Raw genomic sequence first — 13,165 nt, 5'->3', positions numbered from 1 at the left:
CGTAGCGCACGCCTTCAGGCGCGGGTTCGCGACCCCAGCCAAAAATATCGTCAGGCCCCTTCAGGGGCTTTTGTCGATCGATGGCTTTGGCCGTGTGCGCAGTTACAATCGTGGGTTCTTGGTAACCGCGATTTGATTTGGCTAAAGCCGACGGTAAGGCCCGCTGAAGCGGGCTAAATGGTTTTGTTTTTGTCTCGCGAACCCACGCCTGAAAGGCGTGGGCTAGGGAAAAGATGCTGACGCGTTCCCTGGGCATCTGAGAGCCGCCATTCATGTCTTTCCAGCTTCGCCAACGACTTTTCGACGCCCTCGATGCGATCGTGCTCATCGATCCGCATACGCATATCGATCCGCATCAGCCGGCCGGGCGAACCTTGACCGATATCCTCGGCTATCACTACTACACCGAGTTGATCCATTCCGCCGGCGTGTCGCGGAGTGAAGTCGAACGGCCGGGCTCGGATCCCAAGGAGCGGTTCGGCCGGTTGGTCGAAGGGCTTGCGCCGCTGGAAAACACGATCCAATACAGTTGGCTCATCGAGTTGGCCCAATCGCTTTTCGGCTTCCAGGGGGATCGGCTCACGCCGGCCAACTGGGAACCGCTGTACGACGAAGCCGCGCGGCGGATGGATGCGCCCAACTGGCCGCAAGAGGTTTTGCAAAAAAGCAAAATCGAAGCCGTGTTTCTGACGAACGATTTCGACGATCCGTTGACCGGTTTCGACACGAAAACGTACGTCCCCTGTCTGCGGACCGACGATCTGGTGTTTCACCTCGACAAACCGGCGGTGCGCGAGCGATTGGAGCGGGCGAGCGGAGTTGCGGTCACCGACGAGAAATCCCTCCGCGACGCAATCGGGCGGCTGTTCGAGCATTTTGTCAAAAACGGCGCGCGAGCGTGCGCGATCTCCTTGCCGCCGGACTTCATCGCGCTCAACCCCTTCGGCGAAAAAAATGCGACGATCCCGCCGTTGCCGAAGGCCGTGCAAGCCGTGTGGCATTCGACCGGCGAGCGGCGCGTGCCGTTCATTCCTGGGTATGCGACCACCGTCGTGACCTATTTCGTTTTCTGGACACTGGCCGAGTATTGCCAGGAATTCCACCTGCCCTTCGATTTGATGATCGGAGTGAATCGCGGCGTTTATGAAGGGGGCGTGCATCAAGGCCGCGATCTTTACGACAGCCGCGTGTCGCTGATCCAATACAAGCAGCTATTCAACGCATTTCCGCGAGTCACGTTTCCCATCTCGGTTCTGGCGAGCGTCACCAATCAGGAGCTCACCAGCTACGCTTGGATCTTTCCCAATGTCGTCACCAACGGGCATTGGTGGTATTCCAACACGCCGACGTTTGTCGAGCATGATCTTTCGGCCCGGCTCGAAGCCGTGCCCGCGACGAAGCAAGTCGGCTACTATAGCGATATGTACAAGCTGGAATTCGCGCTCCCGAAATTCGCGATGTACAAGCGGCTGCTGGCGAAAGTGCTAGCGGAACGGTTTGTCGTCGATCGCGGTTGGAGCGAAGAACGGGCAGTCGATTTAGGGCGGCAGGTGTTGCGGGGGAATGTGGAACGGGTGTTTTATGGGGCGGGGGAGGCGGGGTGAGCAGTCAGGCAGACGCGCGAAACCACAAGCGTGCTTCCGCCTAACTGCTTGTGTGAAATCGTGTTACGGACTGTAGCTCGCTTGCGGTTTCGCGCGTTTCGCAGTGCAATCCAAAAAATTTCCCGGCCGCGCGCGAACCTTTCGGCCGATCAATTCTCTTAGTTTTGTCGGTCTGTCTTGCCTTGACAGGGGGCAGTCGGCGTGCGAGCTTTGAAATGGCTCGCGGGATTTTTTCCCGGCCGCGAAGGAATGGTCTCCTTGCGGCAACTATGATTGTCTGGGGTTTTTGTTCTCTCCAACCGCGCTTGCGCGCAGGAGTCTGCCATGCGTCAACGTATCATCACCGCCGCGATTCGCCGTTGTGCCTTTGCGATTAGCAAAGCCGCCGCCGATGTCGTGTTGGCTGCTGACCGTTGCGCGATGCGGATGTTCTGCCATCTATTTCATGCGCGGCATGGCTCCGCATCGCCGGCGAGTCGCTCGAACATTGGTTCGATAAAGCGACTGGCGCTGCTCGGCTCAGCGTTTCTGGCGAAAGCCGAACGCGTGCAGCCGGCCACTTATGCGTATCAACCGGCGACCACATGTCGGCCGGCGAATACGCAGGCGTGGCTCGTACGGCCCGCGCAGGTCGTACGCGGCCTAGCGCCGGTAAGCCTCGGGTAAGCCGCTTCAGAAAGCGGAAACTCGATAAGCGATCCGACGCGACGCCGGCCCGGCCGACGCCTTGCCGACCCGTTCGCCTTTGACGGCGATCTGGCGTTTGGCATGAGCCGAAGCTAAGCCGCCTCGCCCATCACGCGTGCCCCTCAGTTCGCCCCGGCATGTCTTGTAGGTCCGGCTTTCGAGCCTGACGAACTTGGAGAGAATCATGAACGTCTTGGAAGAAATCGAAGAGCCTTTGGGATACGCCGGCGAGTGCGGCTCGTGCGCTACCGCTTTGCTCGAAGCAGATTCGACCGGCGGGCTACAGGCCGACGTTCTGCCGCTCGAGTCGTCGGCCGAGGAAACGCCGCTCGTGGCGACCGTGCGCCGGGCCCAAGCGGGCGACCGCGAGGCACTCGGCGAATTGATGGAACGCTACGAGCGGGCCGTCTACGCGATCGCGCTGCGCCGGTTGAATAACCACGCCGAGGCGCAAGAACTTTGCCAGGAGGTGTTCGTGCAGGCGCTCGAGAAGCTCGCGCAATTGCGCGAGCCGGCGGCGTTCGGCGGCTGGTTGCGGTCGATCGCCAACCGCATGGCGATCAACCGGGCCATTCGCCGCGGTCCGCGATTGTCGGCCGAGCCGGAATCGCTCGAAGCTTCGTGCGTCGAGCACCGCACGCCGCTGGGCAACGTGCTGGCTTCGGAAGCTGAGTCGCAGGTGCGGGCCGGGCTGGATCGCCTAGGTGCGCTCGATCGGCAGACGCTGGTGGCGTTCTACATGAACGGCCGGTCACTAGTGCAGATGAGCGACGATTTCGCCTCCCCGGTGGGAACGATCAAGCGCCGGCTGCACGTGGCTCGGAAGCGGCTGGCCCAGGAGTTGGCCGAGATGGGGCCGTGAACCTCAGCGGATGGAAATAGCAGGTTGCCCCCGCCGCCCCTGGTGGACGCGCGAGCCCTTGTTTCTCCGGCCGACGGGCCGGGAAGCGAGCCCGACGCCGAAGCCAGGGGCTATCTTTTTGGTGGAGCGATTTTTTCTCGTGCGAGCGTCGTTTAGCCGCATCCGCGACGGAGTCGCGGGCCACTCGACCGCCGCTCCGCGGCGGAGGGGGTGCCGTATGCCACTGGCCAGCACAGTCGGCCAGTGGCTGCGCACAAGACGCGGCGATCCTCCCTTGGTTCCGCGGTGAGCCAATCGTTTTGGCTGCTCCCCGCGCCGAACAGTCACGTCAACTCGCCGGGCCGCACTGGCAGACTTCGCTTGCCAGTGGCAGACCCGCCGGAGACGATGACGAGGGGCGCCAGTGGCATGCGAGCGGCCGTTCGTGCTACAACATCCGAATTCACACCAGCGGCGAGAACGAGGCGGATATGCAAGTTCATGAGGCGTATGGCGATGGCCGATTCGGGCTGTCGTTCGAGTTGTATCCGCCCAAGACGCCGGCCGGCGACGCGACCTTGTTTCGCCATCTCGACGAGTTGATGGCGTTCGCTCCAAGCTTTGTCACCTGCACCTACGGTGCCGGCGGCTCGACACGGCACAAAACGCTCGAAATCGTCGCCGAAGTGCGCCGCCGCTACGGTTGCACCGTCGCCTCGCATCTGACGTGCGTTGGCTCGACGGTCGAGCAGTTGCGATCGTATCTGAGCGAGGCCCATGGAAAGAGGGTTGAAAACATCGTTGCCTTGCGCGGCGATCCGCCAAAGGGCGACGCGGCGTTTTGCGCTGTTGCCGGCGGATTTTGCTATGCCAGCGAGCTGGTCGCCATGATTCGCCGCGAGTTTCCAGAATTTGGAATTGCCGTGGCCGGCTATCCGGAAACGCATCAGGAAGCCGCGAGTTCCGAAGCCGATCTCGAAAATCTCAAGCGAAAAGTCGATGCCGGCGCCTCGGTGGTGATCACGCAATTGTTTTACGACAATGCCGACCTGCTTCGGTTTCGCGATCGCTGCCGGCGGCTTGGGATCGTGGCGCCGATTGTGCCGGGTATCTTGCCGGTGACGAATTTCGCGCAAATCCGCCGTATCGCTTCGCTTTGCGGAGCCCAGCTTCCCAAGAAATTCTTGGCGGCGCTGGAAGCGGCCACAAGCGATGACGAACAGTTCGAAGTGGGCGTCGAGTTCGCGACCCGGCAAGTGCGAGAATTGCTCGACGCCGACGTGCCTGGTTTGCATTTCTACGTCCTGAACCAGTCGCCGGCTGCCGTCCGCGTTTTGCAAGCCGTCGGAATCAGCGGCAGTTGAGGAAGAGGCGGCCCTTTGGGTACCGCTGCTGGCGCGTCTGGCAGTGCGGCGCCGGAGAGAGCACACTGCCCTAGAAATCGCAACCCCACGTCATCCACCGGAAGCACCTTGGTGTTCGTTTTCAATGACGATCGATCCTGCGGAAAATCAGGCGGCGATTCTTCGCTCGTCGAGCTATCGACTGGCACAAGACGACATCGAACTCTTGGCCCGGCCGGAGCTGCGGCCGGTGCGGATGCAGTTGGAATTGCTCAAGCCGGAATTGCTGCTGGAATCGGAGCAGGTGCGATCGACGATCGTCGTTTACGGCAGCACTCAAGTCGTCGAGCGCGAGCGGGCCGAAGAACGCGCTGCTCGCGCTCGGGCCGCGGCCGCGGCCAGCTCCGGCGATGCGGAGTTGGAGCGAGAAATCGTGCGCAGCGAACGGCTCTTGGCCAAGTCGAACTACTACGATGCCGCTCGCGAGTTTGCTCGAATCGTCTCGACCAGTTGCCAGATCGACGGCCTTTGCGACTACGTCATCGTCACCGGCGGCGGACCGGGAATCATGGAAGCGGCCAACCGCGGCGCTTTCGATGTCGATGCGAGATCGATCGGACTCAATATCAGTTTGCCGCACGAGCAGGCGCCGAACCCGTATGTCACGCCCAACTTGTGCTTCCAGTTCCACTATTTCGCCCTGCGGAAGATGCACTTCCTGTTGCGGGCGAAAGCGCTGGTGGCATTTCCGGGCGGATTCGGCACACTCGACGAGATGTTCGACGCTCTGACGCTCCGCCAGACCCGCCGCATGCAAGCCATTCCGATCATCCTGTTCGGGCGGGCTTATTGGGAGCGCGTGATCGATTTCAATTTTCTAGCCGACGAAGGAACGATCTCCGACGCCGATTTGCAACTTTTTTCATATGCGGACACGCCGGAGGAAGCGTGGGGCAAGATTCTCAGCTTTCACGCCGAACCGCCCCCCGCCGCGGTGCGCCCCACGATCGACCCGCCGCCGACAGGTTAGACAGGTCGCGCTACCTCACTCGCGCCCAGCCGCCCATTCGCGCAGCACGAGGCCAGGCAAGCGCACGGCGTCGCGGCAATAGCGCGTTGCCAGACGGCGCGGTTCGCTGGCCATGCGGTGCAGCCATTCGAGGCCGATTCGCCGCATCCAGCGCGGAGCCCGCTTCCGTTCTCCCGCCAGAAAGTCGATCGTCGCGCCGACGCAGAGGGCCACCGGCGCGGCGATCCGATCACGATGGGCGTGCACCCATAGTTCCTGCTTGGGCGCCCCCAGCCCGACGATCAACACGTCGGGCTCCGCAGCCGCAACACGGCTAAGAATAGCGGCATTTTCTTCAGGCCGCTTTTCGAATCCAATGCCGGGGCTATGACAGCCGACGACGTGAACTCCTGACCACCGTCGTTCGATATTGGCCGCCGCGCGCTCCGCCACTCCCGGCGCCGCTCCGAGCAAATATATCCGCAACGCTTCCGTGGAGACCGTTTCGCTCTTAGCCGAGAATCGGAGCGAAGCGGCGCTAAACAACGCCGGCACCAAATCGCTGCCGGCCACCCGTTCCGGGATGCCCCGCCGCAAGAGCTTCGCCGCCAGCAGCACCGGCATGCCATCGACCAGCACGAGATCGGCATCCGCGTACGCCTGTTGCAGTCCTTCGTGCTCCTGCACCAGCACGACGTGATCGGCATTCGGCGTCACAACGTAGCGGCAGCGGCGATCGCAGTCGCGGGCCCACATCAAAAGCCGATCGATCGCGTCGGTCATGTAGAGCGGATCGATTTTCACCCCAAACAGCCGCACGCGCCGCGGCGGCGCGTCGGCTTCCGCGACCGCGCCGTGGGAATGCTCGCTCGCGCTGGCAAGGCAATCGTTCATGCTCGGATCACGTCGTGATAAAGCTGGGCGATCGTCGCGGCCATCGCGCGGTCGGAAAAATCATCTTTCTGTCGGCGATAGGCCCGCTGCCGCATCACATGCCAATCGGATTCGCCGCGGACGAACCGGGCCACGGCATCGGCCAGATCCTCGGCATCGCCGGGGCGACACAACAAACCTTCGATCCCATCGCGCACTAAATCTGTCACGCCGTCGACGCGGCTGGCAACGATCGGCACTCCCGCCGCCATCGCCTCGAGCGGCACCATCGGCAGCCCCTCGGCCAACACGCTCGGAAATACCAGCAGATCCATCTTCGCCAATTGCCGATCGATATCCGATTGGAAGCCGAGCCAATCGACATCAGCTGCGACGTCCAACTCGGTCGCGTAGCGCAGCACTTCATCTCGGTATTCGAGCGTTTCGAACGACCCCACGGCTCGCAGCCGCACTGCAAAGCCCCGGCGGCGCAGCAAGCCGATCGCATGTAGCACCGTTTCCAATCCCTTTCGCGGCCGAAACAGCGCGATCGTGCCGAGGGTCCATTCTCCACTGGGCAACGGCCGGTCCGACAGCGTGTCGTGCGACGGCACACCGTTCGGCACCACGTGCAACCGCGATTCGGCGACGCCGTGGGAAGCGATGTATCGGGCGGCGCTTGGCGACACGGCAATCACGGCCGCCGCCCGCGCCACGCACATGCGCTCGACCCGAGCCATCAGCCCGGTCCACCAGCGGCGGCGGACTTCCGTCGCCGTTTGGCCGTGAACATGATGCACCATGGGCACTCCGGAAAGCCGGGCGGCCAAATGGCCCACCAGCGCCGCACGTGGAGTGTGCGTGTGCAGCAGATCGAACCCTTCGTCGCGCAAAAGCTGGGCCAAGCGTCTGGCCGGGCGAAGATCGAACCGTCCGCGCATCGGCATTTCATGCAGCGGCGTGAATTGCGATCGCCGCAAGATTGGAAACCGGCCCGGCTTCAGGCAAGCCAATTCCGGATCGACTCCAAACTCCGGCAGCCGCAGCGCGAGCAGATCTTGAACGCGCTCTGCGCCGGCATAATGCTCGCCGTTGATCAGATGCAGCACCCGAACCCGCGCAACGGGAGCGCGCGGAGCGAAAGCGTCGGCCCACGGCTGGGCGCTCGAATAGGATTCAATCGCGTGGTTCAGCAGCGAGTGCGACATCACCTCAAGTGTAGGTCGCAAAATCAGCAAACAGCGTGCGACGGGGCAGCGGAGCGAGAAAGAAAAAACGCCCGAAACCGCAAGCGAGCCCCGCTGTTAAGCGGTGTGGCGAGGGGCTCGCGGTGTCGGGCGAAAAAGTGCAGTCGGGGCTAACTTGTCCCCTAGTGAAAAGCCGCCTGGGGCCGTCGGTCGGTCGTGACGATCCGTGGCCCCTGGGAAATGCTTTCCCAGAGTGCGAACTGTCGAATTGCCGCCAAACCGGCTCTGCGCTCTCGTTCCGATTGCGTCCAGTGGGCTCGGATGCGTTGGCATTCGCTACGGATATCGTGGCGTTCTGTTGGCAGATGATCGGACGTATTGCGTTGCATGGTCTGTTTCCTCCGTTGAAAGAAGTCCGACGAGTTATACAGCATTTTGAGTGCCAATGAGTTGAACTGCCCTTTTTTGCGGCCCACGGCACTAGCAATGCATTGCGAAGGCCGCGAAATTTTCGCCAGGAAACATCGCCGCATGCATAATTCGCTACTTCAACTTGCCTGCATTATCGTTCTTGGGGTGGTTGCCCAATGGTCGGCATGGCGGTTGCGCGTACCGTCAATTCTGCTCTTGCTGGGCTTGGGAATAATTGCGGGCCCATTGACTGGCTTTTTGCAGCCGGACCGATTGTTGGGCCAACTGTTGTTGCCAGTCGTATCGCTCTCCGTGGCGGTGATATTGTTCGAGGGGGGCCTGTCGCTGAAGCTCCGCGAACTGCGGACGGTCGGCGGCGTGGTGTTGCGGCTGATGACCGTTGGCGTGTTGGCTACAGGGACGATCACGATCCTCAGCGCCCATTACCTGCTTGCATTGCCGTGGCCGTTGGCCGCCGTTTTGGGCGCGATTCTCGTCGTCACCGGCCCGACAGTCATTGGCCCGCTGTTGCGCCATTTGCGATTGGGGGGCCAAGCGGGTTCGATTCTCAAATGGGAAGGGATCGCGATCGACCCGATCGGGGCAATGCTCGCCGTGTTGATCTTTGCCGCGGTGCGGGCCGGGGGTGTTAGCGAGGCCGCCGGTGCTCTACTGAAGGGATTCTTGCTTACGGCATTGATTGGCGGCGGGCTCGGCGCCGGAGCAACGCTGGCATTTCTGATTCCGCTCAGGCGTTACTGGGTGCCTGACTCGTTGCAAAATCCCGTGGCGCTCGCCGCGCTTTTTGCAGTCTTCACGCTCGCGAACCTTTTGCAGCCGGAAGCCGGATTGCTGGCCGTCACGGTGATGGGCATTGGGTTGGCCAATCAGAAGCACGTGACGATCAAACATCTCGTCGAATTCAAAGAGAATTTGAGCTTGTTGCTCGTGTCGTGCTTGTTTTTGATTCTCGCTGCCCGATTGCGCATCGCCGATTTGCGCGGTGTCGGTCTTCGCAGTGTTGCTTTTCTGGCCGTGCTGATTCTCGTCGCGCGGCCCGCGGCCGTGTTCGTGTCGACGGTCCGATCGGGGCTCAGCTGGCGCGAGCGGCTGTTTCTTTCGGCCATGGCGCCGCGGGGGATTGTCGCAGCATCGGTGGTGTCGGTGTTTGCGCTCGAATTGAACGCAGCCGGTTTTCCGCAGGCCGACCGCATGGTTCCCATCACGTTTTTTGTAATCATTGGCACAGTGCTGCTATACGGCTTGAGCGCGGCGCCGCTGGCAAAGCTGCTCAAACTTGCCGAACCGAATCCGCAGGGCGTGCTTCTGGTCGGCGCCAATCCGCTCGCGCGGGCGATGGCTCAAACGCTGCAAAGCGACGGAATCCCGGCCTTATTGGTCGATTCCGATTGGGCCAATATTTCCGCCGCCCGGCAGGCCGGCCTGCAAACCTTTTTTGGAAGTATTCTGGCCGAGCACACGATCAACCAGATCGATTTCGGCAATCTCGGCCATTTGCTTGCGCTCACCGAAAACGACGAGGTCAATTCGCTCGCTTGCCTGCGTTTCATCGAGATATTTGGCCGCCGCGGCGTGTTTCAATTACCGTTCGCGCAATCGGTGCAAGGCCGTCGTGAGGCAGTGTCGCTCGATCAGCGCGGCCGGCTTCTGTTCGGCGACGGACTGACCTATTTGCACTTGGCGGAGCGATTCGGAGACGATCCCATTGGCCGGGCGACACATCTGACCAAGGAATTCGACTTCGACGAATTCACCAAGCTCCACGGCGATGAACTGGTGCCAATGCTGGTCGTGAATCAGGCCGGGGAAGTGATTCCACTGACGATCGTCGATCCGCCGAAACCGCAGCCCGGCGACACAGTGATCAGTGTCGGCGTGGCCGCGAAAGCAATCGCTCCACGTTGCGAACCGGAGCCGACGAGCTAATCGCCGGTTCACGCAAAATTGAGGGGTTCCCACGTGTCCTGAGCGGGTTCGGCGCGACGCTCCCAATGCCGCCGTTGATCGTCGGATCGGAGGGGCAAATGTGCATCGACAGCGGTGTGAATTCGGCGCCCAAATAGCCGGGCTGAGGAATATCGACGATTAGCGCCTTATATAGATTCACTTCATCGTAAAACGGCAAGAGGGCAAAGAATGCGCTTCCCTCGGCCAGGTTGCCGCTCGCCAGATTGACGACCTTGAAGAAATTCGACGGCGGCAGCCGCCCGCTCGCGCCGTCGGCGCAAATCTGTACGGCCAACATGAGTTGCTTTTCATTGTTGGCGCACTGCGTCAGCCCCGCCTCGCGTGATTGCTGCACCGCCGGCAGCAACAGGCCAATCAACACCCCGATAATCGAAATCACGACCAGCAATTCGACCAACGTGAAACCAATGCGCGACGGTAAATGCGTGCGGGCCGGCATGATGGTTTTCCGCTCACAAAACGTTCACAAAATCGGATTGATCGGCGGCGATCGAGTTTCTTCGCGTTTGGTTTTCGTAACTTCGGGCCATGCCTTTGGTCGCCCCGGTTCACCCGTGTGCCACTGGCCAGCGCAGTCGGCAGCGCCGGCCCTGCCGAAGCGGGTTTGACTGATTGCCGAATGCCGCTGCAGGATTTCCACCGTTCGCGGAGAATTCTTTGGGTCAGGCGAAAGAAATTCAGCGATTTCCGGCTGACGACAGCGCGGGCCGGCCAGGACTTCCAGCAGGTAATCTTCGTTCCACGCGGCGGTGAGGCGTTTGTTCTTCACGGCGAGCTTTTTGGATGTTGTTTTTGACCAGGCCCAATGCCGTGCGCCGCAGAATGCTGAAGTTCGCGTCAGCGTGGCCGCGGCGGATACGCGACTGGTCTTCGCCGAAGGTGACATCGAGTTGCCAATGCAAACGGTTTTCGATTCCCCAATGTCCACGCACCGCTACGGCGAAGCGAAGCGCCGACATCATCTTGCTCAAAATGGAGTACCGAATTTCCGGCGCCTCCTTGCCGCCGCGAAGCGTATCGCGGATGACCATGCCGATTGCCGTCAACTTGGTCCAGCGGCCGCGGTCGGGCAAATCACTGGGCACGGCGCAAACTGGCTTGATGGCCGGAAGGATGGCATTGAAGCGGTCGTGCGATGGAAGGCCGGCACTCAGACCGAGAAACTTTATCGCTAAGATACCACGGGGAGTCGAACAATCGTCGAATTCCTCGGGGAAAACGCCGTTTTCGCAAAACAGTGGTGCAAAATCCGGCGCACGCTGCCAATTTATCGCTCGGGACGCCGATTTGCAACGGGTCATGGTTGCTTGGGGCAGCTTGCCGGGGGCGATTCGCAAGGCGATTTTGTCGCTCGCTGAAATGCAATCGGTGTGACGGGATCGCGCCTCTTGATAAGCCGGCAATCTGTCAAAGCCCCATTTAGCGACGAGGGGCTATCGCCGCACATTGACGAGAACATCCTTTAGGCCGGCGGTGCCTTCTTCGCCATTGCCAGCGAAATGCACCGTCACCCGTCCGATGAAGTGGCGGCCCGCCAACGTCGGATTCGAAATTGACAAGGCAAAATCGTTGGTGTGGTTTGGCTCGATATTACAACCACGATGGATGGTGAACACGTAAGCCGAACCGTCCGCCGTCCAATCCCCATAGTCAAATACCACGGGATCGCATGGGTTGGCACTCCCAACGACCGGGCCGTGCTCCATTCCCTGTTGTCGCCGATCAATCGACGCGAGTTGTTGGGCATCGTCAATGCGAAAATCAAAGCGGGTAATCGCCACATTGGACGTGGATAGATTTTGAAACGTCAAGTAGTGGTCGATCCCTTTGAAATATTCGCCCACGTATTTGATTTGGGGCGATGCCTTGTTTTCGCTTTCGATCCATTGGCTAAACATGATGACGGCCACCACGAAGCCGCCGACCGCGCCAATGGCGGTCCAATTGATTCTGCCGGGCATGATCCCTCCATTGATCGTTGTTGCGAACGCTCCCCGCAAATTAGTCTACATCTCGGATCAGTTGGGGAGTAGGTCTGGCGGAATTCCGTTGCCCCCGGCTGGACCGCGCTTGTAAAGGCACAAAAATGAGCCGTCGCGATAGTGTTGGACGACGGTGAATTCCCGGACAGGCACACGGCGCGCCGACGGAAACCGTCTGTCCTTGATTTCAACACAGTGGTTGATCCGCAGGCAGGTTGGCTTCAGTGACGTTAGCCGCGATTCTTCAGACGGCGTCTGAAGTTTTCTGCCGAAGTCGAGCAGTGGCGACGGGATTTAAACCTTCCGCCGAATTCGACGCAACCGGTAATTACGATTGCCCTTGCGACTTTTGCCAAGGTTTCCGCGCTGCACGGGCGCTGCACGCGGATGGCTCTGGATCTCTCGACTTGGAGTTGCTCGACGCTGATTTGCAAAGGGTGATTCATACCCGGAACGGCCTGCCGGCGGCAATCTCCAAGGCGATAGTCGCCTTGGTTTCGTCGCGGGATAGCTGCTCTTCCGCTTCGTCGGATGCGTTCAAGGCGACCAATGTCCGGTTGTTAGGAGCCAGTTGGGACGGAAAATACATGCTTGGCTGGATAATATCTTGTTCCGACGGCGATTTGTGCCGATAATCCACCCAATCTGGAAATAAGGCCTCAATCTACATCGGCCGGTGAACCTTCGTCATCCTGCGCTCATCAATATCTTGAGGGTACTGGTCGGGTTGTTGTCGGCCAGTCGGAGTAAGATTTTCGCCAACTTGCCTTCGCCGGCGAGGCGGCCAGCGAGGATGTCATGGACTTGAGCCGTTGGAAAAAACTCCAGATCAAAATCACCACGCTTGAGCTGGACCCGTTGAACCCTCGAATCCCCGCGCTAGTCGAATCTCCTTCGCAGAGGGACATCGTGGCCAATCTGGTCGCGCACGAAGACGTGTACGAACTGGCTAAATCCGTCGTGGATTTTGGTGGCCTCTACCCGAACGAGTCGCTGATCGCAATTGAGGAAAATGGCAACAAAATCGTGGTGGAGGGGAATCGGCGACTCGCTGCACTAAACCTGAATCAAGCGAGTTTTCCGAGGTTTTGTGGGCTGGTGTCCGACGGGGATAGCGGCGCAGCACCACCAGGCAAGCGCTCGATGGCGTCGCGGTGGCGATTTCGGGTTGGCTGTTGCAATGAAGTTGGTTTGCTTTCTTGGGTAAGGAGCCGCGGCGGACCGGAGCGTCCAGACTCC

12 protein-coding genes and 1 pseudogene are annotated in these 13,165 nt (G+C 60.6%); 7 read left to right on the top strand and 6 right to left on the bottom strand.

What is annotated here, in order from left to right; all coding sequences use genetic code 11:
* Positions 1–272 precede the first annotated feature (272 nt).
* The 5 genes from VHX65_17000 (at position 273) to VHX65_16980 (ending at position 5,505) form a co-directional block, all read left to right on the top strand.
* Entirely contained in the window at positions 273–1,604 is a 1,332-nt protein-coding gene (locus VHX65_17000; protein HEX4000252.1) for a glucuronate isomerase, read from the top strand.
* A gap of 324 nt (positions 1,605–1,928) precedes the next feature.
* Positions 1,929–2,270 (top strand): hypothetical protein, encoded by a 342-nt coding sequence (locus VHX65_16995; protein ID HEX4000251.1) that lies wholly within the window; start codon positions 1,929–1,931, stop codon positions 2,268–2,270.
* A gap of 205 nt (positions 2,271–2,475) precedes the next feature.
* Positions 2,476–3,153, top strand: a complete 678-nt coding sequence (locus VHX65_16990; protein HEX4000250.1) for a sigma-70 family RNA polymerase sigma factor — start codon at positions 2,476–2,478, stop codon at positions 3,151–3,153.
* A 470-nt stretch (positions 3,154–3,623) separates the two neighbouring features.
* A complete protein-coding gene (metF, locus tag VHX65_16985) occupies positions 3,624–4,496 on the top strand; it encodes a methylenetetrahydrofolate reductase [NAD(P)H] (protein HEX4000249.1) in 873 nt (290 codons plus the stop codon).
* Between the two features lie 124 nt (positions 4,497–4,620).
* Positions 4,621–5,505 carry a TIGR00730 family Rossman fold protein gene (locus VHX65_16980; GenBank protein ID HEX4000248.1) on the top strand — a complete coding sequence of 295 codons (885 nt, stop codon included), beginning with the start codon at positions 4,621–4,623 and terminating at the stop codon, positions 5,503–5,505.
* A gap of 15 nt (positions 5,506–5,520) precedes the next feature.
* Here VHX65_16980 and VHX65_16975 read toward each other — a convergent pair whose 3' ends face one another.
* Both VHX65_16975 and VHX65_16970 read right to left on the bottom strand, forming a co-directional pair.
* A complete protein-coding gene (locus tag VHX65_16975; protein HEX4000247.1) occupies positions 5,521–6,378 on the bottom strand; it encodes a WecB/TagA/CpsF family glycosyltransferase in 858 nt (285 codons plus the stop codon).
* Positions 6,375–7,565 carry a glycosyltransferase gene (locus VHX65_16970; GenBank protein ID HEX4000246.1) on the bottom strand — a complete coding sequence of 397 codons (1,191 nt, stop codon included), beginning with the start codon at positions 7,563–7,565 and terminating at the stop codon, positions 6,375–6,377. Before VHX65_16970 ends, VHX65_16975 begins: the two co-directional genes overlap by 4 nt.
* A 510-nt stretch (positions 7,566–8,075) precedes the next feature.
* On the opposite strand from VHX65_16970, the gene VHX65_16965 reads away from it, so the two are divergent.
* Positions 8,076–9,902, top strand: a complete 1,827-nt coding sequence (locus tag VHX65_16965) for a cation:proton antiporter (protein HEX4000245.1) — start codon at positions 8,076–8,078, stop codon at positions 9,900–9,902.
* Here VHX65_16965 and VHX65_16960 read toward each other — a convergent pair.
* The 4 genes and pseudogenes from VHX65_16960 to VHX65_16945 form a co-directional block, all read right to left on the bottom strand.
* Entirely contained in the window at positions 9,841–10,383 is a 543-nt protein-coding gene (locus tag VHX65_16960) for a type II secretion system protein (protein HEX4000244.1), read from the bottom strand. The genes VHX65_16965 and VHX65_16960 overlap by 62 nt on opposite strands.
* Positions 10,384–10,407: 24 nt before the next feature.
* Positions 10,408–10,713: a hypothetical protein gene (locus VHX65_16955; GenBank protein ID HEX4000243.1), complete on the bottom strand. Its 306-nt coding sequence runs from the start codon at positions 10,711–10,713 to the stop codon at positions 10,408–10,410.
* A gap of 43 nt (positions 10,714–10,756) precedes the next feature.
* Positions 10,757–11,002, bottom strand: a pseudogene (locus tag VHX65_16950) (ISAs1 family transposase).
* A gap of 375 nt (positions 11,003–11,377) precedes the next feature.
* The gene (locus tag VHX65_16945; GenBank protein HEX4000242.1) at positions 11,378–11,857 is read right to left on the bottom strand and encodes a hypothetical protein; all 480 of its coding nucleotides are present in this window, start codon (positions 11,855–11,857) and stop codon (positions 11,378–11,380) included.
* Positions 11,858–12,730: 873 nt separating this feature from the next.
* Here VHX65_16945 and VHX65_16940 point away from each other — a divergent pair.
* A partial coding sequence (locus VHX65_16940) for a hypothetical protein (protein HEX4000241.1) occupies positions 12,731–13,165 on the top strand: 435 nt, incomplete at its 3' end.

This window comes from Pirellulales bacterium (assembly GCA_036267355.1).
GTDB lineage: Bacteria > Planctomycetota > Planctomycetia > Pirellulales > DATAWG01 > DATAWG01.
This window is presented reverse-complemented; position numbering and strand designations above follow the sequence as displayed.

Coding starts and splice junctions, on each gene's coding strand:
- VHX65_17000 (HEX4000252.1), top strand. CDS start 273: ATGTCTTTCCAGCTTCGCCAACGACTTTTCGACGCCCTCGATGCGATC.
- VHX65_16995 (HEX4000251.1), top strand. CDS start 1,929: ATGCGTCAACGTATCATCACCGCCGCGATTCGCCGTTGTGCCTTTGCG.
- VHX65_16990 (HEX4000250.1), top strand. CDS start 2,476: ATGAACGTCTTGGAAGAAATCGAAGAGCCTTTGGGATACGCCGGCGAG.
- metF (HEX4000249.1), top strand. CDS start 3,624: ATGCAAGTTCATGAGGCGTATGGCGATGGCCGATTCGGGCTGTCGTTC.
- VHX65_16980 (HEX4000248.1), top strand. CDS start 4,621: ATGACGATCGATCCTGCGGAAAATCAGGCGGCGATTCTTCGCTCGTCG.
- VHX65_16975 (HEX4000247.1), bottom strand. CDS start 6,378: ATGAACGATTGCCTTGCCAGCGCGAGCGAGCATTCCCACGGCGCGGTC.
- VHX65_16970 (HEX4000246.1), bottom strand. CDS start 7,565: ATGTCGCACTCGCTGCTGAACCACGCGATTGAATCCTATTCGAGCGCC.
- VHX65_16965 (HEX4000245.1), top strand. CDS start 8,076: ATGCATAATTCGCTACTTCAACTTGCCTGCATTATCGTTCTTGGGGTG.
- VHX65_16960 (HEX4000244.1), bottom strand. CDS start 10,383: ATGCCGGCCCGCACGCATTTACCGTCGCGCATTGGTTTCACGTTGGTC.